The sequence below is a fragment of the Pseudomonas sp. 2848 genome, from assembly GCF_003253945.1.
Lineage (GTDB): Bacteria > Pseudomonadota > Gammaproteobacteria > Pseudomonadales > Pseudomonadaceae > Aquipseudomonas.
This window is the reverse complement of sequence record NZ_QKZD01000007.1, coordinates 242,216-264,533: the sequence shown is the minus strand read 5'-3', so window position 1 is coordinate 264,533 and position 22,318 is coordinate 242,216. Positions and strand designations below refer to the sequence as shown.

Below are 22,318 nucleotides of genomic sequence, written 5' to 3'. Positions count from 1 at the left end.
ATGAACGATCACAACAACAGCATCCATCTGGAAAACGCCATGTCCACCACCACCATGACCATGATCCAGGCCCTGCGCTCGGCCATGGATGTCATGCTTGAGCGCGATGACAACGTGGTGGTCTATGGCCAGGACGTTGGCTACTTCGGCGGCGTGTTCCGCTGCACAGAGGGCCTGCAGACCAAGTACGGCAAGTCCCGCGTGTTCGACGCACCGATCTCCGAAAGCGGTATCGTCGGCACCGCCGTGGGCATGGGCGCCTATGGCCTGCGCCCGGTGGTCGAGATCCAGTTCGCCGACTACTTCTACCCAGCCTCCGACCAGATCGTCTCGGAGATGGCCCGCCTGCGCTATCGCTCGGCCGGTGAATTCATCTCCCCGCTGACCCTGCGCATGCCTTGCGGTGGCGGCATCTACGGCGGCCAGACCCACAGCCAGAGCCCCGAGGCGATGTTCACCCAGGTCTGCGGCCTGCGCACCGTCATGCCATCGAACCCCTACGACGCCAAGGGCCTGCTGATCGCCTCGATCGAGTGCGACGATCCGGTGATTTTCCTGGAGCCCAAGCGCCTGTACAACGGCCCGTTCGACGGCCACCACGACCGTCCGGTGACGCCGTGGTCCAAGCACCCGCACAGCGCTGTGCCGGATGGTTACTACAGCGTGCCGCTGGACAAGGCGGTAATCACCCGTCCAGGCAACGACGTCACCGTGCTGACCTACGGCACCACCGTGTATGTGTCGCAAGTGGCCGCCGAAGAGAGCGGCGTCGACGCCGAGGTCATCGACCTGCGCAGCCTGTGGCCGCTGGACCTGGAGACCATCGTCGAGTCGGTGAAGAAAACCGGCCGCTGCGTGGTCGTGCACGAAGCCACCCGCACCTGCGGCTTCGGCGCAGAACTGGTATCGCTGGTCCAGGAGCACTGCTTCCATCACCTCGAAGCGCCGATCGAGCGCGTCACCGGCTGGGATACCCCCTACCCCCACGCACAGGAATGGGCCTACTTCCCCGGCCCTTCGCGGGTAGGCGCGGCACTGAAACGGGTCATGGAGGTCTGAATGGGCACGCACGTCATCAAGATGCCGGACATTGGCGAAGGCATCGCGCAAGTCGAGTTGGTGGAATGGTTCGTCAAGGTCGGCGACATGATCGCCGAAGATCAAGTGGTGGCCGATGTCATGACCGACAAGGCCACCGTGGAAATCCCTTCGCCGGTCAGCGGCAAGGTGCTGGCCCTGGGCGGCCAGCCCGGTGAGGTGATGGCGGTCGGCAGCGAGCTGATCCGCATCGAGGTCGAAGGCAGCGGCAACCATGTCGACACGCCCCAGGCCAAGCCGGCCGAACCGGCACCGGCAGCGGTGCAGGTCGCGGCCCGCCCCGAGCCACGCGTCGAGCCCCAGCCGCAGGTTGCCGCAACCCACGCAACCGCGCCCATCGTGCCGCGCGAGGCCCACGACAAGCCGCTGGCCTCCCCGGCGGTACGCAAGCGCGCCCTGGATGCCGGTATCGAGCTGCGCTACGTGCACGGTAGCGGCCCGGCCGGGCGCATCCTGCACGAAGACCTCGACGCCTTCATCAGCAAGCCGCAGAGCAGTGCCGGGCAGGCACCCGGAGGCTACGGCAAACGCACCGACAGCGAGCAGGTGCCGGTGATCGGCCTGCGCCGCAAGATCGCCCAGCGCATGCAGGACGCCAAGCGTCGTGTCGCCCACTTCAGCTACGTCGAGGAAATCGACGTCACCGCCCTCGAGGCCCTGCGCCAGCAGCTCAACGCCAAGCATGGCGACAGCCGCGGCAAGCTGACCCTGCTGCCGTTCCTGGTGCGCGCCATGGTCGTCGCCTTGCGCGACTTCCCGCAGATCAACGCCACCTACGACGACGAAGCCCAGGTCATCACCCGCCACGGCGCGGTGCACGTCGGCATCGCCACCCAGGGTGACAACGGCCTGATGGTGCCCGTGCTGCGCCACGCCGAAGCCGGCAGCCTGTGGAGCAACGCCAGCGAGATCGCCCGTGTCGCTCACGCGGCGCGCAACAACAAGGCCAGCCGTGAAGAGCTGTCCGGCTCGACCATCACCCTGACCAGCCTCGGCGCCCTTGGCGGCATCGTCAGCACACCGGTGGTCAACACCCCGGAAGTCGCGATCGTCGGCGTCAACCGCATGGTCGAACGGCCGGTGGTGATCGACGGCCAGATCGTCGTGCGCAAGATGATGAACCTGTCCAGCTCGTTCGACCATCGCGTGGTCGACGGCATGGATGCCGCCCTGTTCATCCAGGCCGTGCGCGGCCTGCTGGAACAACCCGCCTGCCTGTTCGTGGAGTGATCATGCAAGAGCTCATCAACACCACCCTGCTGATCATCGGTGGCGGCCCCGGCGGCTACGTGGCCGCCATCCGCGCCGGGCAATTGGGCATCCCCACCGTGCTGGTCGAAGGCCAGGCCCTGGGCGGCACCTGCCTGAACATCGGCTGCATTCCGTCCAAGGCGCTGATTCATGTGGCCGAGCAGTTCCACCAGGCCAGCCGCTACACCGAACCTTCGCCGCTGGGCATCAGCGTGTCCTCGCCGCGCCTGGACATCAGCCGCAGCGTCGAGTGGAAGGACAGCATCGTCGACCGCCTCACCAGCGGCGTCGCCGCGCTGCTGAAAAAGCACGGTGTGAAGGTGATCCATGGTTGGGCGAAGATCCTCGATGGCAAGAGCGTCGAAGTCGACGGCCAGCGCATCCAGTGCGAACACCTGCTGCTGGCCACCGGCTCCAGCAGTGTCGAACTGCCGATGCTGCCGCTCGGCGGGCCGATCGTTTCCTCTACCGAAGCCCTGGCGCCCAAGGCCATGCCCGAGCACCTGGTAGTGGTCGGCGGCGGCTACATCGGCCTGGAGCTGGGCATCGCCTACCGCAAGCTCGGCGCCAAGGTCAGCGTGGTGGAAGCCCGCGAACGCATCCTGCCGACCTACGACGCGGAACTCACCGCGCCGGTGGCCGACTCGATCAAGAAACTCGGCATCGCCCTGTACCTGGGCCACAGTGTCGAAGGCTATGCCGACGGCTGCCTGCTGGCCAGCGACGGCCAGGGTGGGCAACTGCGCCTGGAAGCTGACCAGGTGCTGGTGGCCGTGGGCCGCCGTCCACGCAGCAAAGGCTTCGGCCTGGAAAGCCTGGACTTGAAAATGAACGGCGCCGCAATCGCCATTGATGAGCGCTGCCAGACCAGCATGCGCAACGTCTGGGCCATCGGCGACGTGGCCGGCGAGCCGATGCTGGCGCACCGGGCCATGGCCCAGGGCGAGATGGTCGCCGAGATCATCGCCGGCAAGGCACGACGCTTCGAGCCAGCCGCAATCGCCGCGGTGTGCTTCACCGACCCGGAAGTGGTGGTGGTCGGCAAGACCCCGGAGCAGGCCGGGCAGCAAGGTGTGGATTGCATCGTCGCGCAGTTCCCCTTCGCCGCCAACGGCCGGGCCATGAGCCTGGAGTCGAAGAGCGGCTTCGTGCGCGTGGTGGCTCGCCGTGACAACCATCTGATCCTCGGCTGGCAAGCGGTGGGCGTGGCGGTTTCCGAACTGTCCAGCGCCTTCGCCCAGTCCCTGGAGATGGGCGCGCGCCTGGAAGACATCGCCGGGACCATACATGCCCACCCGACACTGGGCGAGGCGGTGCAGGAAGCGGCGCTGCGCGCCTTGGGGCACGCACTGCACATCTGATTGAAGACACTGAAGCGGCACTAGCCGATTTGGCCCGCTGCGCCCCAGGCGACGCGGGTCTTTTTTCAGCCATCACTCGGCTACGGTGTTCTTGCCATCCGCCTTGGCCCGATACAGCGCCTGGTCCGCCCGTGCCAGCAATCCGCCGGCATCATCACCCTCACGCCACTGCACCACGCCATAGCTCATGGTCAGCTGACACGTGCCGATGGGCTCGATCGCCGCCATCGCCGCGCGGATCGCCGACGCCACCTCACAGGCGTGTTCCAGCGTTGTGCGCGGCAACACCACGGCAAACTCATCACCTCCCCAGCGGGCCAGCAACCCCCGGCCACCCAGGCACTGACGGATGCGCTCGGTGACCTCGATCAGCGCGGCATCGCCGCGGGCATGACCGTGCAGGTCGTTGATCGGCTTGAAATCGTCCAGGTCCATGGCGATCAGTGCCAGTGGCTCACGGAAGCGCCGGGCGCGCTCGCACTCCTGCTGAAGCGTCTTCTCCAGGCGATAGCGGTTGGCGGTACGGGTCAACGCATCGCGCTCGGCCAGTTCGCGGTTCTCATCCAGTTGCCGCTGCAACTGCTGGTTGACCCATGACAGCTCACGGGTACGCTCGGCCACCTGGCTCTCCAGCGATTGGTTGCGCTGCTCGAGCTCCTCCACCAGGCGCTTGCCTGCGTCGATATTGCGATGAGCCCCGAGCATGCGCGCCACCGAGCCATCCGCGTTGCGGGCGATGATATGGCCGCTGTCCTCGACCCACAGGTAACTACCATCGAGGCAACGGCACCGGTACTCGATACGGTAGCGCTCGTTGCGCTGGGTGATGTAGGCCTCGAAATGCGCCATCACCCGCGGATAGTCCTGCGGGTGTATCACGCTTTCCCAGGTCAGCACAGAGTTGTCCAGCGAGTGGCTGGGGTAACCCAGCATCGCGTACCAGCCTGGGCTGCGGTAGACGTAGCCGCTGTTGGCATCCCAGTCCCAGATGCCGTCGCTGATCAGCTCGAACAAGGTGTGCAATTGCTGCTCGGTGAAGCCGGCCGGTATCGGCTTTGCTGCCTGATTCATGGACGCTCTCCCTGTTGCCCAGCAACTGCGCCCCGTAACCGGTGCTGCCGACACTTGCTATTTTTTGCCGCTAGCGGCAATTCCGTTCCTCTGCCGGGCAAGCATATTCTGAGCGAGAGGCTGCCGGAATAGCCCTTTCGCCTTATTATGTCGCGCCACCATTGCTGGCACAGCTTTTGCCCCTGTTGTCGCCTCTCTAACATTCGCTCATGGAGGAAACATGCTTATCACAACGAACGGCCTGGGGTGGCAGACCGTGCAGCAACAGCAACGCAGTGTTCTCGAGCAGCCTGCGGCACAGCTGCCCACCCTCCAGCCGCTGATAGCCAGCGCGAAAACCTCGGCGCAACAGAACAATCAGGCCAGCACCTCGCAGCAGCACGCCGAAGACAATCGCAAGGAGGCCTTCGCCAAGCTGATGGTCATGCTGCAAAATCCTGACGCGGCCAAGCGTGAACAGGCCAGCGTGGGCAAACAGGAAGGCTCCAGCGCCCTACAGGAGTTTCGCGATTACATGGCCAAGTCACCGGCGGAGAAGATCAAGGAAAAGATGCTGCAGGAGCTGGGCCTGACTCCTGAGAAGTATGGCACGCTGCCGCCCGAGCAGAAAGTGAGGGTCGACCAGCTGATCGCCCAACGCTTGCAGGACGAGGTCGAGCGCAAAACCCAGGCCAGGCTCGAACAGCAGGCGCAGCGAGAACAGGCCACCACCCAGCCGCAAAGCGTCCTGACCTCGACAAATGACGATGATACCGAGCGACGCTACACCACCCAGCTTTGAGCCGGGCTTTGTCCCCGGTTCAGTAGAAGCGTTTCGGATCCCCTGACTCGAGCAGGCTGGCCAACTGGGTCAGGGCGAAGCGCAACTCCTCCCGGCTGGTCGGCGACATCAGCACGACCCGCACGCCACGCGGATCGCCCGTGCGCTCCACCTGGAACTGGCTGGCGCTCATGACCGCCACGCCATTGGCTCTCGCCAGCATCGCGAACTCGTCGCTGCGCCATGGCTCAGGCAAGTTGAGCCAAAGGTGGTAGCTGTGCGGCTGGCTTTGCAACGACGCATCGGTGAAGACTTCACGGGCGATGGCTTGGCGTGCCGCAGCCTCGGCGCGGTGCATGCGGATCAGTTGGTTGTCCAGCCCTTCGCCGATCACATGGCTGGCCAGTTGCGCGGTCAACGGCGAAGGCATCCATACCGTGCTGCGTACCATGGCAGTCAGCCGCGACAGCAGTTTCGGCGGGCTGTACAGGTAGCCGATGCGCAACGCCGGCATGACGGACTTGGACAGGCTGGTGAGGTAGATCGAACGCTCCGGCGCAAAAGTCGCCAGCGGCCGGGCCTGTGGGTCGGTGGCGAGGAAGCCGTAGATGTCGTCGTCCAGCAACAGGAAGTCGAACTCCTCCGCCAGCGCCGCGATCTGGGCACGGCGCTCGTTGGACATGATTGCCGTGGTCGGATTCTGGCAGGTTGCCACGCACACCAGCATGGCTGGCCGCTCGCGCTGGCAGATCTCGCGCAACGCCTCGGGGAGGATGCCCTGCTCGTCCATCGGCACACCATGCAGGCGGCGTCCCAGGCCGTGAGCCACGGAGATGATACCCGGGTAGCACAGCGACTCGCACAGCACCAGATCGCCCGCCGCGGTCAAGGCGCTGATCGCCACCATCAGCCCGTGCTGGGCGCCGCTGGTGATGACCACCTGCTGCCACTGCGCACCCGGCAACCACTGCCGCAACCATTGCGCGCCCGCCTCGCGATGCGCCGGATGGCCGCCGTCGGGGGCGTAGTCCAGCACCTGCTCCAGCCGCGTGGTATTGGCCAGTTCGGTCAGCGCATTGCGCAACCAGTACTGCAGGGTTTCGCCGTAGGGCTTGATGATCGACAGGTCGAGCACTTCGCTGCGGGCAATGGGCGCTGCGGCGGAGGTCGCGCGGGTAACGGCAGGGGCCTCGCCCGTGTCGGCGATCCGGTCAAGAACGTAGGTGCCGCGGCCCACTTCGCCCTGGGTCAGGCCGCGCCGCGACGCCTCGGTGTAGGCGCGGCTGATGGTGCCTGGCGTAACGTCCAGTGCCTGCGCCAGTTCGCGTAGCGTCGGCAAGCGCTCGCCACGTCGCAGCACGCCACTGGCGATATCGTGCGCCAGCGCATCGGCGATGGTCAGGTAGACAGGCTGATTACTTTCGCTGATCCGTGGAACCCACATGAGACGGCTACCGGGCTTAAATGATTGAAATTTGAACACACAGACCGACTTGAGTCGATCCTCCGAGCGATTCAAGTTGTGAACAGCACCCGCGTGAGAGCTGCCCCACTTGAATTTAGGCCACGTTACCGTATAGATTCAATTTGAATCGAATCAATCGAATCAATAAACTCACCTGGACTCGCCATGGATAATCTCAGAAAGGATTTTTCCCTCTCCGCCCTGGTCGCCGGCCTGATCGCCGTGATCATCTCCTACGCCGGCCCCTTGATCATCGTGTTCCAGGCCGCCGACCAAGCCGGCCTGGGCAATGAAGCGACCGCATCTTGGATCTGGGCCATTTCCATCGGCAGCGGCCTGACCGGCCTGCTGCTGAGCTGGAAACTGCGAGTACCGGTGATCACCGCCTGGTCCACGCCCGGCGCGGCGCTGCTGGTATCGATGCTGCCGAGCGTGTCACTGGCTCAAGCGGTGGGCGCCTATATCGTCGCCTCGCTGCTGATCGCGGTGATCGCCCTGAGCGGCGCCTTCGACAAGCTGATGAATCGCCTGCCAAAGGCCATCGCCGCGGCGATGCTGGCCGGAATCCTGTTCCGCTTCGGCGCCGAGCTGTTCAGCTCGATCCGCCTGCAGCCCGTGCTGGTGCTGTCGATGCTGGCGAGCTACCTGCTGTTCAAGCGCCTGTCGCCGCGCTACGCGATTCTTTCGGTGCTGATCGTCGGCTGCGGCCTCGCCGCCGGCCTGGGGCAGTTGGACACCCAGGCGCTGGTGCTGGAAATGACCGTCCCCACCTGGACCAGCCCGCAGTGGAGCTGGCAGGCCATTGTCAATATCGGCCTGCCCTTGGCGCTGGTGTCGCTCACCGGCCAATCGGTGCCCGGTATCGCCGTGCTGCGCACCTCCGGCTACCAGGTACCGGCACGCCCGATCGTCTCGGTCACCGCCCTGGGTTCGCTGCTGCTGGCACCATTCGGCTGTCACGGCGTCAACCTGGCGGCGATCACAGCGGCCATCTGCACCGGTCGCGAAGCCCACGAGAACCCGGACAAGCGCTATATGGCCGGCATGGCCTGCGGTGCCTTCTATCTGCTGATGGGCAGCTTCGGCGCCACCTTGGCCTCGGTGTTCTCCGCCCTGCCGAGGGAACTGATAGCCGCCCTCGCCGGCCTGGCACTGTTCGGCGCCATCGCCAACGGCCTGGTGGGCGCCATGAGTGACGAAAAACAACGGGAACCGGCGCTGATCACCTTCCTGGTCACCGCCTCTGGGATGAGCTTGCTCGGCCTTGGCGCCGCATTCTGGGGGCTAATCTTCGGGCTGGCTGCACACCTCGCCCTGAGCCACAGACAAACGACTCGACAGCCCCGGGAAGGCATCCAGGCAAGGTAAACAAAGGAGAATTGGAAAGAGATGGCGTCCCAGGCAGGATTTGAACCTGCAACCTTCCCCTTAGGAGGGGGATGCTCTATCCAATTGAGCTACTGAGACACAGAGGCCGACAACAGACGCTGCGCGGCAGGGACGGCGAGCATGTTAACCAGCATGTGCGCATTTGTCATGTATCAATCGGGCATTATGCACTTGGTCTTTTCCCCTGCGTGTCGGCGATAATGCCCTCGGCGCGCAACAGATCGACCAAGGCCTCGACCGCACCGTCCAAAGGCCCGGAATTGTCCACGACATGCACGCCGGGATCGTAGGCCTGCAGCCTGGAATTGCGGGCCAGGCGTTGCTCGATCTGCTCGGTGCTTTCTCTTCCCCGGGCCAGCAAGCGCTGGCGCAGCACCTGCGGCGAAACGACCAGCCCCACAGCCACCAGATCGGGATAACACTGCCGGGCGATTGGCAGGTACGCCCGCGAACCGTTGACCAGTACCGAGCGCCCCGCAGCCAGCCATGCATCCAGCTGCACAGGGATGCCGTAGCGCAAGCCATTGGCCTGCCAGTCCAACGCAAAGGCCCCCGCTTCGCGCATGGCCTCGAAACGTTCGGCGCTCACGCCATGCGCCGCTTCGCCCTTGGCTTCGGCCGAACGCGTGATGACCCGCCGGGCGATTTCGACCCCCTGGACGAACAATCGCTCACGGGCCGCCTCAAGCAGGGAATCTTTTCCTGAACCAGACGGTCCCATGAGGAATATCAGGCGTCCCCTTGAGGCCGCCCCACCGCTTGCGTCATATTGCATAGCCACTATGCTCAATGTATGGGAAACCAGCGCATTTAATGATTTTCCCTGAACCTTTGCTGTCTTTTACCAGATTTTGACGGCATTTGTCTGACACCCATGCAATTCGATGAATGTGAAACTTTTCAAACCAGTGCTCATTTCTGATAATTGGTACTGGCAAAAAGCCTTTATCGAGATCACTATTTGTCACAGAATTGACGCCAAGGAAACGGCGATCATGAGGCAAGATGAAGAACCAAAATCACATCACGGTTGAACATTTTGTCGTCGCCGCGGTCGTACTTCCACCGTGCGGCCAATTTGAGAACCGCTCCCCTGAACCAGAACAACCGGTCAATTTATATGCGCCCAATGAAACAGGCTATCTACTCCAGCCGCACCGCTGACAAGTTTGTCGTCCGCCTGCCAGACGGGATGCGTGAGCGCATTGCCGAGGTAGCGCGCAACCATCACCGCAGCATGAACTCCGAGATCATCGCCCGCCTGGAGCAGAGCCTTATCCAGGAAGGCGCTCTGGGTGACGAGCTGAGCATGCGCCTGGACAGCCCAGAGCTCAGCCTTCACGAACGCGAACTGTTGCAACGCTTCCGCCAGCTGTCCCACCGCCAGCAGAATGCGCTGGTCGCCCTCATCGCCCACGATGTGGAAATGGCCGCCGACGCGTCCTGATCCTGCCAAGCGCACACAAAAAAGCCAGCGTAAGCTGGCTTTCTTGTTTCTGGCGTTCCGTCGACCTACATCAGGAACAGCGTTGCCAGGCCGAGGAAGATGAAGAATCCACCACTGTCGGTCACTGCAGTGATCATCACGCTCGACCCCATTGCCGGATCTCGACCCAGGCGCGTCAGCGTCATCGGGATCAATACCCCCATCAGCGCTGCCAGCAACAGGTTCAAGGTCATCGCGGCGGTCATGACCAACCCCAGCGACCAGCTGCCGTACAGCCAGAACGCCACCACCCCGATCACACCGCCCCAGACCAGGCCATTGATCAACGATACCGCCAGCTCCTTGCGCATCAGGCGGCTGGTGTTGCCTGGTGACACCTGGTCCAGCGCCATGGCGCGAACGATCATGGTGATGGTCTGGTTGCCGGAGTTACCGCCGATACCGGCCACGATCGGCATCAATGCCGCCAGGGCCACCAGCTTCTCGATGGAGCCTTCGAACAGGCCGATCACCCGAGACGCTACAAACGCGGTGATCAGGTTGATGGCCAGCCACGCCCAACGGTTGCGCAGCGAGCGCCAGACCGAGGCGAAGATGTCTTCCTCTTCGCGCAGACCGGCCATGTTGAGCACTTCGCTCTCACTTTCCTCACGGATCAGGTCGACCATTTCATCGATGGTCAGGCGGCCGATCAAGCGCTCTTTCTTGTCCACCACCGGAGCGGATACCAGGTCGTATCGCTCAAAGGCCTGAGCCGCGTCGTAGGCATCTTCCTCGGGGTGAAAGGTCACCGGGTCATTGGCCATGACCTCCGCGACTTTCTTATCCGGGTCGTTGACCAACAACCGCTTGATGGGCAGCACGCCCTTGAGAATACCGTCGTAATCGACCACGAACAGCTTGTCGGTGTGCCCTGGCAGCTCTTTGAGCCGGCGCAGGTAGCGCAATACCACTTCGAGGCTGACATCTTCGCGGATAGTGACCATCTCGAAGTCCATCAATGCACCGACCTGCTCCTCGTCGTAGCTCAGGGCCGAGCGCACACGCTCGCGCTGCTGGGCATCGAGGCTCTCCATGAGCTCATGAACGACGTCGCGGGGCAATTCCGGAGCCAGGTCGGCGAGTTCGTCGGCGTCCATCTCCTTGGCGGCCGCCAGCAACTCGTGATCGTCCATGTCGGCGATCAGGGTCTGGCGCACGGCATCGGAGACTTCAAGCAGGATGTCGCCGTCACGGTCGGAGCGCACCAGCTGCCAGACCGTCAGGCGATCGTCCAGTGGCAGGGCTTCGAGGATGTAGGCGATGTCGGCGGGGTGCAGGTCGTCGAGCCTGCGCTGCAGCTCAACCAGGTTCTGGCGGTGGACCAGGTTTTCCACCAGGTCATGGTGATGACCTTCCTGACGGTGCGTCAGGTCCTCGACCACCCGCTGGCGCTGCAACAGTTCGATCACCTGGGCCAGGCGATCCTGCAGGCTGTCTTGGGTTTTCTTTACTTCGATTTCGGTCATAGGCGAACTCCACTCCCAGCAGCGGAGCACGCCGGGAGAATCAATCGGTCAGATCTGTCTGTATGAAGCGTGTTAGCGAGTAACTACTGGGTAAGTCCATGGTGGTATTCCACAAGCCCCGGCGGGGCTGACGGGCGCAATCATACACTGTGCAAGCTGTCGGATCGCTTAAATTTTTGGCTAGAACAATCGTTTGCGCGCCAAAGCTGTGACAACGCTCGAAGCCATCAGTGCGACGGTTGGTCTGGCGTTAAAAGCACATTCGTTTTGTGTCGACCCGATCTACAGCTGCAGATACCTGCACGGATCGCCTATAGCAGTAGCTTAGATGGACATCTGCGACAATTCAGCGCATACGGAAAAACAAAAAGCCCGCTCAAATGAGCGGGCTTCTTGATGTATGGCGGACTCAGCAGGATTCGAACCTGCGACCGCTCGGTTCGTAGCCGAGTACTCTATCCAGCTGAGCTATGAGTCCGTGGGGTAGTTTTAGACCAGATTACCACTGGTTGTTCGAGGTGGCCTTGCAAGCAAGGCCACTTCAGAAGTGGCGGACTCAGCAGGATTCGAACCTGCGACCGCTCGGTTCGTAGCCGAGTACTCTATCCAGCTGAGCTATGAGTCCGTGGTTGGTAGTTTTAGGCCAGGTTACCACTGGCTTGTTGAAGTGCCTTTGCAAGCAAAACCACTTCAAAAGTGGCGGACTCAGCAGGATTCGAACCTGCGACCGCTCGGTTCGTAGCCGAGTACTCTATCCAGCTGAGCTATGAGTCCGTGGGGTAGTTTTAGACCAGGTTACCACTGGTATTTCAAAGCAGCCTTGCAAACAAAGCCACTTCAAAAGTGGCGGACTCAGCAGGATTCGAACCTGCGACCGCTCGGTTCGTAGCCGAGTACTCTATCCAGCTGAGCTATGAGTCCGTGTCTTGCTGCCTGGGTCGTTCAAACGTTTTTACTCGTTTATAGCGACCCGAGCGAATAATGGCGGTGAAGGGGGGATTCGAACCCCCGATACCCTTATGAGGTATACTCCCTTAGCAGGGGAGCGCCTTCGGCCACTCGGCCACCTCACCGCAACACGAGGCGAATATTAAACACACCCTTCCTCGTTTGCAACCCTTTTTTTGAAAAAAACTTCAAAAGAATTAAAGGCTTGGCTCCTCGTCCTTCTCTTTCTTGATCCGCAGGTAGATTTCCTCGCGGTGAACGGCCACTTCTTTCGGCGCGCTCACGCCGATACGCACCTGGTTGCCTTTGACACCCAGGACCGTCACGGTGATCTCACCGTCACCAATGATCAGGCTCTCGGCGCACCGACGAGTCAGAATCAGCATAGTTTTCTCCTCACATGAATCTTCAGGGACAACAGTCTTTGATAAGCAGGGCCTGGCCGGGGACGACGGCGCAGACCCGAATCGACCACCACAGGCGCCTGGACAGGGACACCAGCAGCGGCCAGAAACGCGAAGGGCGCGGCAAGCCGCGCCCCTCCAGGCAGCGTCTTACTCACCCTGTCGGGCGGGAGCATCAAGCTCGAACGCGGTATGCAGCGCGCGTACAGCCAGCTCCAGGTACTTCTCTTCGATCACCACCGAGACCTTGATCTCGGAGGTGGAGATCATCTGGATGTTGATGCTCTCCTTGGCCAGGGCTTCGAACATGCGGCTGGCGACACCCGCATGGGAGCGCATGCCGACGCCGACGATGGACACCTTGGCGATCTTGGTGTCGCCGATCACTTCACGCGCGCCAATTTCGCGGGCGGTGTTCTCCAGCACGCTCAGCGCCTTCTCGTACTCGTTGCGGTGCACGGTGAAGGTGAAGTCGGTGGTGTTATCGTGCGAAACGTTCTGCACGATCATATCGACTTCGATGTTCGCGGCGCTGATCGGGCCGAGGATCTTGAAGGCAACGCCTGGGGTGTCCGGGACGCCACGAATGGTCAGCTTGGCCTCATCACGGTTGAAGGCGATACCGGAAATGATCGGCTGTTCCATGGATTCCTCTTCATCGATGGTAATGAGGGTACCCGGACCCTCCTTGAAGCTGTGCAGCACGCGCAGCGGGACGTTGTACTTGCCGGCGAACTCCACCGAGCGGATCTGCAGCACCTTGGAGCCGAGGCTGGCCATTTCCAGCATCTCCTCGAAGGTGATCTTCTCCAGGCGTTGGGCCTGGGGCACGACACGCGGGTCGGTGGTGTAGACGCCGTCGACATCGGTGTAGATCTGGCACTCGTCGGCCTTCAGGGCCGCCGCCAGGGCCACGCCGGTGGTGTCGGAACCGCCACGACCGAGGGTGGTGATGTTGCCGTGCTCATCGACACCCTGGAAGCCGGCGACCACCACGACACGGCCGGCCTTGAGGTCGGCGCGGATCTTCTGGTCGTCGATCTGCAGGATGCGCGCCTTGTTGTGGGCGCTGTCGGTGAGGATGCGCACCTGGTTGCCGGTGTAGGACACCGCCGGCACGCCGCGCTTCATCAGGGCCATGGACAACAGGGCGATGGTGACCTGCTCGCCGGTCGAGACGATCACGTCCAGCTCGCGGGGTTCGGGCTTGTCGGTGATCTGCTTCGCCAGGTCGATCAGGCGATTGGTTTCCCCGCTCATCGCCGACAGCACGACCACCAGGTCGGTGCCTTGCTCGCGGAATTTCTTGACCTTGTCGGCAACCTGCTCGATCCGCTCGATGGAACCGACAGAGGTACCGCCAAATTTCTGTACGATCAACGCCATTTCAAAGGTGCCTCAGCCCTAAAGGGCCCCAAAAAACAATCCAACATGAAACGGCCGGCGACTAGACCGCCGGCCGCCTCATCTCAAAGTCCCTGCTCGGCGAACGGCACTGCCAGGGCCAGGGCCTTGTCCAGCGCGGCGACGTCGACGCCACCACCCTGGGCCATGTCAGGGCGACCACCGCCCTTGCCACCGACCGCCGCAGCGGCTTGTTTCATCAGATCGCCAGCCTTGAGTTGGCTGGAGAGGTCCTTGGTCACGCCAGCCACCAGCACGACCTTGCCCTCATGCTCGCTGCCCAGCAGGATCACTGCATGGCCGAGCTTGTTCTTCAGCTGATCGACGAGCGCCAGCAGGGCCTTGCCATCCTGCCCATCCAGGCGGGCGGCGAGGACCTTGGCACCCTTGACCTCAACGGCCGCATTGGAGAGATCGTCCCCGGCGGCGCTGGCGGCCTTGGCCTGCAGCTGCTCGAGCTGCTTTTCCAGCTGGCGGTTGCGCTCGAGCACAGCCGACAGCTTGTCGATCAGGTTGTCGCGGTTGCCCTTGACCAGCTGCGCGGCTTCCTTGACCTGCTCTTCAGCAGCGTTCAGGTAGGCCAGCGCGGCGGCGCCGGTGACCGCTTCGATACGGCGCACGCCAGAGGCCACGCCGCCTTCGCTGATGATCTTGAACAGGCTGATGTCGCCAGTGCGCTTGGCATGGATGCCGCCGCACAGCTCGACGGAGAAATTACCACCCATGCTCAGCACGCGCACGGTGTCGCCATATTTCTCACCGAACAGCGCCATAGCCCCTTTGGCCTTGGCGGTTTCGATATCGGTCAGCTCGGTCTCGACCGGAGTGTTCCTGCGCACTTCGCGGTTGACGATGTCTTCCAGGGCCTTGATCTGCTCTGGCTTGACCGCCTCGAAGTGGCTGAAGTCGAAACGCAGGCGCTGGCTGTCGACCAGCGAGCCCTTCTGCTGCACGTGATCGCCCAGCACCTGGCGCAACGCTTCGTGCAACAGGTGAGTGGCCGAGTGGTTCAGCGAGGTGGCGTGCTGCACCTCGGCATCGACCTTGGCCTCGACCGGCGAGCCGATGACCAGTGCACCGCTGGCGACCACGCCGTGGTGCAGGAAGGCACCACCGGTCTTGGTGGTATCGCGCACGTCGAAGCGCGCGGCGCCGGCCTGCAGGTAGCCGCTGTCGCCGACCTGGCCGCCGGACTCGGCATAGAAAGGCGTGCGGTCGAGCACGACCACGCCCTCCTCGCCTTCGCCCAACTGGTCGACCGACTGGCCATCCTTGTACAGGGCGATGATCTTGCCCTGCCCTTCGGTGGTGTCGTAGCCGAGGAAGTCGGTGGCGGTGTCGACCTTGACCAGGCTGTTGTAGTCCATGCCGAAGGCGCTGGCGGAACGGGCACGCTCGCGCTGGGCTTCCATTTCACGCTCGAAGCCGGCTTCGTCGATGGTCAGCTCGCGCTCGCGGGCGATGTCGGCGGTCAGGTCCATGGGGAAGCCGTAGGTGTCGTACAGCTTGAACACCACGTCGCCCGGGACGACCTTACCCTGCAGCTGGGCCAGGTCCTGCTCGAGGATGCGCAGGCCCTGCTCGAGGGTCTTGGCGAACTGCTCTTCCTCGGTCTTGAGCACGCGCTCGATGTGTGCCTGCTGGCTCTTCAGCTCAGCGAAGGCTTCGCCCATCTCGGCGACCAGGGCGGCGACGATCTTGTGGAAGAAGCTGCCCTTGGCGCCCAGCTTGTTGCCGTGGCGGCAGGCGCGGCGAATGATGCGGCGCAGCACGTAGCCACGGCCTTCGTTGGAAGGCAACACACCGTCGGCAATCAGGAAGCCGCAGGAACGGATATGGTCGGCGACCACTTTCAGCGATGGCTGGTCATCGTTGCTGCAGCCGATGGCTTCGGCGGCGGCGGCCAGCAGGCTCTGGAACAGGTCGATCTCGTAGTTCGAGTGCACGTGCTGCATCACCGCACTGATGCGCTCCAGGCCCATGCCGGTGTCCACCGACGGGGCGGGCAGCGGGTGCAGGACGCCGTCGGCGGTGCGGTTGAACTGCATGAAGACGTTGTTCCAGATCTCGATGTAGCGGTCGCCGTCTTCTTCCGGCGAGCCGGGTGGGCCGCCCCAGATATCAGCGCCGTGGTCGTAGAAGATCTCGGTACACGGGCCGCACGGGCCGGTATCACCCATGGTCCAGAAATTGTCGGAGGCGTATGGAGCGCCCTTGTTGTCGCCGATGCGCACCATGCGCTCGGCGGGGACGCCGACTTCCTTGGTCCAGATGTCGTAGGCTTCGTCGTCGCTGGCGTAGACGGTGACCCACAGCTTTTCCTTGGGCAGGTTCAGCCACTTGTCCGAGGTCAGGAAGGTCCAGGCGAAGGTGATCGCGTCGCGCTTGAAATAGTCGCCGAAGCTGAAGTTGCCCAGCATCTCGAAGAACGTATGGTGGCGGGCGGTGTAGCCGACGTTTTCCAGGTCGTTGTGCTTGCCACCGGCGCGCACGCACTTCTGGCTGCTCACGGCGCGGGTGTAGGCGCGCTTTTCCTGGCCGAGGAAGCAGTCCTTGAACTGGTTCATGCCGGCGTTGGTGAACAGCAGGGTCGGGTCATTGCCCGGGATCAGGGAGCTGGAGGCAACGCGAGTATGTCCCTGCTCTTCGAAGAAGCGGAGGAAGGCTTCACGGATTTCTGCGCTTTTCATAGGTTCTTCCACGGAAACGGCGGCCACACGTCGAATCGACGAAACGACGGCAAAGGGCCGCATTATATCGGTCCTGCAGTCTCGGTGCAGTGTGTTTATGCGATAGAAACCGTCGATTGGACGGCTTGCAGGGCTAAAGCAATTGAAAACGGCATGACCGCGATGCTATCGCCAGCGTTTCGCTACTGGCAAGCCAATTACGGTCCCGGGACAGGGAAAATTAACAGGTTGGTGAATTAAAAGAATTTCATCACCGAAGGGATCCAAAATCGCAGGCGCGGGCTTGCCCCGCGCCTAAGGGAATCAGGCCAGGCGTTGCCCCGAATCCGGGACGATCAGAATGCCGGCGCGCAGCCCGTTCTTTACCTTGGGGTTGGGGAAGATGATCCGTGCGCCCTCCTCCTCCACCACCCAACGCATCTCGGCCAGGTCCTCAGCCAGCAGATCGCCCTTTTTCAGCTCGGAGAAGTTCTCGATGTCCGCCGGCAGGTGCAGGCGGAAACTGTCGCTGTGCTTGATGATCTCGCGGGCGACACTGAACAGCTTGAGGCCATCCAGGGACTGCTCGGTTACCGGTTCGGTATTTTCGATGAGCTGGATCAGACGCGCTTCGAGCCTGTCGAGATTGACCTCCTCGTTCTGCCCGAACGGCCGTGCCTTGCCGAGCTCCAGGGTAAAGGCTTCGGCATCGAGCTGCTCATAGGTGAAGGCGCTGAAGGTGATCGACGACTTGCTCTGCAGCAGTACCGCCTGCATGCCGGCCGCTGCCAGACGCGCCAGCTCTCGACGAGAGTGCAGGCGCCCCTCCTTGTAGGGGTACAGCGCGAACTGCTCGATCTTGGACCCACGAATGGCGGTATGCAGGTCGTAGTGCAGGCGGGTGCGCTCGGACTTGCTGAAGAACACCCGGGCGAACTGTTCGAGTTCGGCGGCGCGCAGCGCCTCGAAGCCACTGGAAAGTTCGTGGCGGCCATTGAACAGGCGGTTGATGTCCTGCTCGATGAAGCGCTCACCCTTGCGGATCGCCGCTGGGTTGCCGAACAGGAACAGCACCCGCGCACGCGGCTTGATCTTGCCGTTGGCTACACCGTGCAGCAGCCTTTCGAGCAACTCGATCGGCGCTGTCTCGTTGCCATGGATACCGGCCGACAGCAGCAGGTCGAGCCCGCAATCCTCACCTTCGGGCGGGCGCACTTCCAGCGCACCCTCCCCCAGCCAGCGCAAACGCACGCCCCGGGTGGTCACTTGGGTCTTCTCGGCCGGTTCGTGATCGGTCAGGGTCAGCTCAAGCAGTTTGCCAAGGGCGAGCATAGGCGCTTCCTTAGTGGTGGTGGCCGCAGTCCGGGCCATGGACGTGGTCGTCGTCACCGGCGACATCGGCCGGTTCCATTTCCAGTTGCAGGCTGACCAGGTTGGTGGCCATCGGGCGCAGCAGCAGGTTGGCGTACTCGGTGTCGTCTTCCTCGACATCGACGCCGATCAGCAGCTGGCCGCGGCCGTCCTGCTGGATCCACACTTCCTTGCCTTGCCAGACCACGGCAAAACGGGTGCACGAGGTTTCCAGCTGGGTGCCGTCTTCATCTTCCAGGATCAGGCGCAGGGCGTCGGACATTGCAATTTCTCTCTTCAAGGTTGGCGTTGGAACGGATAGACCGAACCCAGCTTGAGGATCTGGGTCAGTTCATCCAGTGCCGTGCGGCATTCCACCAGCAACTGCGGGTCGGCCAGGTCCGCCTCGCCGAGGCGATCGCGGTAGTGCTTGTCGACCCATTGCACCAGGGTGTCGTACAGCGGGGCGGTCATGATAACGCCTTGGTTGACCGCCGCCAGTTCGTTTTCCTTCAACGCCACGCGCAGCCGCAGGCAAGCCGGACCACCGCCGTTCTGCATGCTCTGCTTGAGGTCGAACACCTTGACCTCCGTCACCGGGCCGCCCTGGCTGGTCAGTTGCCCCAGATACGCCCAGACGCGATCGTTGTTGCGGCACTCTTCCGGCACCACCAGCAGCATCGAGCCGTCTTCGCGGCTTAGCAACTGGCTGTTGAACAGGTAGGAACGCACCGCGTCCTCGACCGTCACCGCCGCGCGCGGCACGCAGATACCCTGGAATCGGCCACCCTTGCTGGCCAGTTTAGCCTGCAGTTGGCCAAGCACCGCATCGGTCTCGAGGAAGGCGTCCTCGTGGTAGAACAGCACCTCGCCGTTGCCTACCGAGATCACGTCGTTGTGGAACACGCCCTGGTCGATCACTGCCGGGTTCTGTTGAGCGTAGACCACGCCGTCAGCGCTCAACCCATGCAGGCGGGCGACAGCCTGGGAAGCCTCCAGAGTCTGGCGCGCCGGGTACTTCTGCGGTGCTGGGTAGCGGTTGTCGAAGGCGCTACGGCCGTAGACGAAGAACTCGACACCTGCTTCGCCATAGGCACGGCAGAAACGCGTATGGTTCGCCGCGCCTTCGTCACCGAACTGCGCCACGGCCGGCAAGGCCTGGTGGTGAGCGAAGTGCTTGTCATCGTTGAACATGGCGCCGAGCACCCGGCTGGTAGTCGGGTGCTCGATGCTGCGATGGTACTTGCAGTTCAGGTTGGCGGCGGTGAAGTGCACACGACCGTCCGCAGTGTCGGCACTAGGGCTGACAGTGGCGGCGTTGGCCACCCACATGCTAGACGCCGAACAGCTGGCAACCAGCAGCGGCATGGCCTCCTTGGCGGCACGCTGGATCACTTCGGCGTCGTTGCCGGTGAAACCGAGGCGACGCAATGCGGCCACGTCCGGGCGCTCCTGCGGGGCCAGCACGCCCTGCTTGAAGCCCATTTCCATCAGCGCCTTCATTTTCGCCAGGCCCTGGCGCGCCGCCTCACGCGGGCTGGAACCCTGCTGGCTGTTGCTCTGCGAGGCCACGTTGCCGTAGGACAGGCCGCCGTAGTTGTGGGTCGGCCCCACCAGGCCATCAAAATTCACTTCAAAGGATTTCATCGGCAAGGCTCCGAGACCTGTTGTTATAGGGTGACGCCCGGCGTCAGGGTCGCCGGCAGTACGAGATTCGCGGTCTCCAGCGAAGCCACGGGGTAGGCGCAGTAGTCCGCCGCGTAGTAGGCGCTGGCGCGGTGGTTGCCGCTGGCACCGACGCCACCGAACGGCGCGCTGCTGGCGGCGCCGGTCAGTTGCTTGTTCCAGTTGACGATGCCGGCGCGACTGCGCAGCCAGAAGTGCTGGTAGCGGGCGTTGGAATCCGATAACAGGCCAGCGGCCAGGCCGTACTGGGTATCGTTGGCTTCCTCGATTGCCGCATCGAAATCGGTGTAGCGGATCACCTGCAACAATGGGCCGAAGAACTCCTCGTCCGGGCGCCCGGCCACCGCAGTGACGTCGATGATGCCGGGGGTGAGCAAGGCGGCGTCAGCCTGCGGCTGGGTCATCTCCAGCAACGCCACGGCGCCCTTGCCGAGCAGTTCGGCCTGGGCCGCCAGCAGAGCGCGGGCCGCCTGCAGCGAAATCACCGACCCCATAAAGGGCGCGGGCTGCTGGTCGAATGCACCGACACTGATGCTGCGACTCACCTCGACCAGACGCCGGATCAGCGCATCACCCCAAGCGCCCTGCGGCACCAGCAGGCGGCGGGCACAGGTGCAACGCTGTCCGGCGGAGATGAAGGCCGACTGGATGATGGTGTACACCGCGGCATCCAGGTCCTTGACCTCGTCAACCACCAGCGGGTTGTTGCCGCCCATCTCCAGGGCCAGGATCTTGTCCGGGCGGCCGGCGAACTGCTGGTGCAGCAGGTTGCCGGTACGGCTGGAACCGGTGAAGAACAAGCCGTCGATACCCGGGTTGGCGGCCAGCGCCACGCCGGTGTCACGGGCGCCCTGGACCAGGTTGAGCACACCAGCCGGCAACCCGGCCTCGATCCAGCACTGGACCGTCAGCTCGGCAACCTTGGGGGTCAGCTCACTGGGTTTGAACACCACGCAGTTGCCGGCCAGCAGCGCCGGAACGATATGGCCGTTGGGCAGGTGGCCGGGGAAGTTGTACGGGCCGAATACCGCCACCACGCCATGGGGCTTGTGGCGCAGCACGGCAGTGGCGTCGGCCAGCGGACCGCTCTTCTCGCCAGTACGCTCGCGGTAGCTCTGTACCGAGATGGCGACCTTGTTGACCATGCTGGTGACTTCGGTGGCCGATTCCCACAGTGGCTTGCCGGTTTCCTCGCCAATGCAGCGCGACAGCGCCTCGGCATTGGCCTTGAGCTTCTCGGCGAAGGCCTCCAGCACGCCAATACGCGCATCCAGGCTCAGCGATGCCCAGCCGGGGAATGCCTGGCGGGCAGCCTGCACGGCATTCTCTACCTGTGCAGCATCGGCGCCCTGCCCTTGCCAGATCACCGCCTGGGTGACGGGGTTGAGCGACTGCAGGGCTTCGCCCTGGCCAGCCAGCCATTGGCCGGCAATGTAATGCGTATTCATTTACTGGGCCTCCCGACCGGCGGACAGTGGCACGGCGCGCACGTTGTCGCCGGCGCCCAGGCGCAGGCGCTTGGCGGTCTGCGGATCGACCACCAGGGTGCCTGCGGCCAGGCGCGCCGGCGCGGCCGTGATGCGGCAGTCTTCGCGCTTGCGGTTGTGGATGATGAAAGGGGTGGCGTCGTCGCCTGGCGTACCAACGGCCAGCACCAGGGTCTCGCTGTCACGCACGGCGCGAATCTTCGAGGTCTCGCATTCGATGGCAGGGCCCGCATCGAAGATGTCGACGTAGCCCTGGTAGTTGAAACCTTCGCGCTTGAGCATGGCCAACGCCGGCTCGGTATCGGCGTGCACGCGGCCGATGACGTTGCGCGCCGCTTCCGAGAGGAAGCAGGTGTACAGCGGGAATTTGGGCATCAGCTCGGCGATGAACGACTTGTTGCCCACGCCGGTGAGGTAGTCGGCCTGGCTGAACTCCATCTTGAAGAAGTGCCGGCCCAGGCTTTCCCAGAATGGCGAACGACCCGCCTCGTCGGACATGCCGCGCATCTCGGCGATGATCTTGTTGCCGAACAGCTGCGGGAACTCGGCGATGAACAGCATGCGCGCCTTGGACAGCAGACGCCCATTGAGCCCGCTGCGGTAATCGCTGCGCAGGAACAGCGAACACAACTCGGAGTTGCCGGTCAGATCGTTGGCCAGGAACAGCGTGGGGATCTCGCGGTAGATGTTCAATTCCTGGGAGGCACTGACGGTCAGGCCGACCCGGTAGTTGTACCAGGGCTCGCGCAGGCCGACGGCGCCGGCGATGGCGCTGATGCCGACCACCAGGCCCTCGTCGTTCTCCAGCACGAACAAGTAGTCGGTGTCGCCGCGCTCGGCTTCGCCGCGAAAGCTCTTCTCGGCCCAGCCGACGCGCTGGCCGAGGCGCTCCTCGTTGGCGGGCAGCGTGGTCAGCCCGGTGGTGCCGGTGCTGCGGGCCAACTCGATCAGCGCGGGTAAATCGCTGCTGCGTACAGGACGAACGATCATGCAATCTCCTTGTGCGGCGGTCTGTGCCTG

At 63.3% G+C, this 22,318-nt stretch carries 18 protein-coding genes and 6 tRNA genes; 6 read left to right on the top strand and 18 right to left on the bottom strand.

Going from position 1 to position 22,318, the window contains the following annotated elements; all coding sequences use genetic code 11:
• From DFS21_RS16045 to lpdA, 3 genes are read left to right on the top strand one after another with little or no spacing between them, the layout of a single operon-like run.
• On the top strand, positions 1 to 1,059 hold the full coding sequence (locus tag DFS21_RS16045; protein WP_038706568.1) for an alpha-ketoacid dehydrogenase subunit beta: 1,059 nt from the start codon (positions 1 to 3) through the stop codon (positions 1,057 to 1,059).
• The gene (locus DFS21_RS16040; RefSeq protein ID WP_110702379.1) at positions 1,060 to 2,328 is read left to right on the top strand and encodes a dihydrolipoamide acetyltransferase family protein; all 1,269 of its coding nucleotides are present in this window, start codon (positions 1,060 to 1,062) and stop codon (positions 2,326 to 2,328) included.
• Positions 2,329 to 2,330: 2 nt separating this feature from the next.
• On the top strand, positions 2,331 to 3,710 hold the full coding sequence (lpdA, locus tag DFS21_RS16035) for a dihydrolipoyl dehydrogenase (RefSeq protein ID WP_110702377.1): 1,380 nt from the start codon (positions 2,331 to 2,333) through the stop codon (positions 3,708 to 3,710).
• 72 nt (positions 3,711 to 3,782) lie between these two features.
• On the opposite strand, the gene DFS21_RS16030 is transcribed toward lpdA, so the two are convergent.
• A complete protein-coding gene (locus tag DFS21_RS16030) occupies positions 3,783 to 4,781 on the bottom strand; it encodes a sensor domain-containing diguanylate cyclase (protein ID WP_110702375.1) in 999 nt (332 codons plus the stop codon).
• A gap of 220 nt (positions 4,782 to 5,001) precedes the next feature.
• On the opposite strand from DFS21_RS16030, the gene DFS21_RS16025 reads away from it, so the two are divergent.
• A complete protein-coding gene (locus tag DFS21_RS16025) occupies positions 5,002 to 5,562 on the top strand; it encodes a hypothetical protein (protein WP_178082028.1) in 561 nt (186 codons plus the stop codon).
• Between the two features lie 19 nt (positions 5,563 to 5,581).
• Here DFS21_RS16025 and DFS21_RS16020 read toward each other — a convergent pair whose 3' ends face one another.
• A complete protein-coding gene (locus DFS21_RS16020) occupies positions 5,582 to 6,985 on the bottom strand; it encodes a PLP-dependent aminotransferase family protein (protein ID WP_111532650.1) in 1,404 nt (467 codons plus the stop codon).
• Between the two features lie 186 nt (positions 6,986 to 7,171).
• Here DFS21_RS16020 and DFS21_RS16015 point away from each other — a divergent pair, with 186 nt between their 5' ends.
• Positions 7,172 to 8,374, top strand: coding sequence for a benzoate/H(+) symporter BenE family transporter (locus DFS21_RS16015; protein WP_110702372.1), 1,203 nt, complete (start codon positions 7,172 to 7,174; stop codon positions 8,372 to 8,374).
• 22 nt (positions 8,375 to 8,396) lie between these two features.
• Here DFS21_RS16015 and DFS21_RS16010 read toward each other — a convergent pair.
• Positions 8,397 to 8,473 (bottom strand) — tRNA-Arg (locus DFS21_RS16010).
• An 85-nt stretch (positions 8,474 to 8,558) separates the two neighbouring features.
• Complete coding sequence (phnN, locus tag DFS21_RS16005) at positions 8,559 to 9,170, bottom strand: phosphonate metabolism protein/1,5-bisphosphokinase (PRPP-forming) PhnN (RefSeq protein WP_110702371.1); 612 nt, start codon at positions 9,168 to 9,170, stop codon at positions 8,559 to 8,561.
• A gap of 345 nt (positions 9,171 to 9,515) precedes the next feature.
• Between phnN and DFS21_RS15995 the strand changes: the two genes are divergently transcribed.
• Positions 9,516 to 9,842: an Arc family DNA-binding protein gene (locus tag DFS21_RS15995; RefSeq protein ID WP_003254499.1), complete on the top strand. Its 327-nt coding sequence runs from the start codon at positions 9,516 to 9,518 to the stop codon at positions 9,840 to 9,842.
• A 65-nt stretch (positions 9,843 to 9,907) separates the two neighbouring features.
• On the opposite strand, the gene mgtE is transcribed toward DFS21_RS15995, so the two are convergent.
• From mgtE to astA, 14 genes are all read right to left on the bottom strand, one after another.
• On the bottom strand, positions 9,908 to 11,350 hold the full coding sequence (mgtE, locus tag DFS21_RS15990; protein ID WP_110702369.1) for a magnesium transporter: 1,443 nt from the start codon (positions 11,348 to 11,350) through the stop codon (positions 9,908 to 9,910).
• A 401-nt stretch (positions 11,351 to 11,751) separates the two neighbouring features.
• Positions 11,752 to 11,828: transfer RNA gene (locus tag DFS21_RS15985), tRNA-Arg, on the bottom strand.
• A 70-nt stretch (positions 11,829 to 11,898) separates the two neighbouring features.
• Positions 11,899 to 11,975: transfer RNA gene (locus DFS21_RS15980), tRNA-Arg, on the bottom strand.
• 72 nt (positions 11,976 to 12,047) lie between these two features.
• Positions 12,048 to 12,124, bottom strand: a tRNA-Arg gene (locus DFS21_RS15975).
• 70 nt (positions 12,125 to 12,194) lie between these two features.
• A tRNA-Arg gene (locus tag DFS21_RS15970) sits at positions 12,195 to 12,271 on the bottom strand.
• A 61-nt stretch (positions 12,272 to 12,332) separates the two neighbouring features.
• Positions 12,333 to 12,423, bottom strand: a tRNA-Ser gene (locus DFS21_RS15965).
• A gap of 72 nt (positions 12,424 to 12,495) precedes the next feature.
• Entirely contained in the window at positions 12,496 to 12,684 is a 189-nt protein-coding gene (gene csrA, locus DFS21_RS15960; protein WP_003254503.1) for a carbon storage regulator CsrA, read from the bottom strand.
• Positions 12,685 to 12,852: 168 nt separating this feature from the next.
• Complete coding sequence (locus DFS21_RS15955; RefSeq protein WP_028691060.1) at positions 12,853 to 14,088, bottom strand: aspartate kinase; 1,236 nt, start codon at positions 14,086 to 14,088, stop codon at positions 12,853 to 12,855.
• Between the two features lie 83 nt (positions 14,089 to 14,171).
• On the bottom strand, positions 14,172 to 16,796 hold the full coding sequence (gene alaS, locus DFS21_RS15950; protein WP_146230438.1) for an alanine--tRNA ligase: 2,625 nt from the start codon (positions 16,794 to 16,796) through the stop codon (positions 14,172 to 14,174).
• Positions 16,797 to 17,099: 303 nt separating this feature from the next.
• A complete protein-coding gene (gene astE, locus DFS21_RS15945; RefSeq protein ID WP_111532649.1) occupies positions 17,100 to 18,107 on the bottom strand; it encodes a succinylglutamate desuccinylase in 1,008 nt (335 codons plus the stop codon).
• 10 nt (positions 18,108 to 18,117) lie between these two features.
• Entirely contained in the window at positions 18,118 to 18,408 is a 291-nt protein-coding gene (locus DFS21_RS15940) for a hypothetical protein (protein ID WP_011534960.1), read from the bottom strand.
• Positions 18,409 to 18,422: 14 nt separating this feature from the next.
• The gene (gene astB / locus DFS21_RS15935) at positions 18,423 to 19,772 is read right to left on the bottom strand and encodes an N-succinylarginine dihydrolase (RefSeq protein WP_110702366.1); all 1,350 of its coding nucleotides are present in this window, start codon (positions 19,770 to 19,772) and stop codon (positions 18,423 to 18,425) included.
• A 23-nt stretch (positions 19,773 to 19,795) separates the two neighbouring features.
• A complete protein-coding gene (astD, locus tag DFS21_RS15930) occupies positions 19,796 to 21,259 on the bottom strand; it encodes a succinylglutamate-semialdehyde dehydrogenase (RefSeq protein WP_110702364.1) in 1,464 nt (487 codons plus the stop codon).
• The gene (gene astA / locus DFS21_RS15925; RefSeq protein WP_046854623.1) at positions 21,260 to 22,288 is read right to left on the bottom strand and encodes an arginine N-succinyltransferase; all 1,029 of its coding nucleotides are present in this window, start codon (positions 22,286 to 22,288) and stop codon (positions 21,260 to 21,262) included.
• Positions 22,289 to 22,318: the final 30 nt, after the last annotated feature.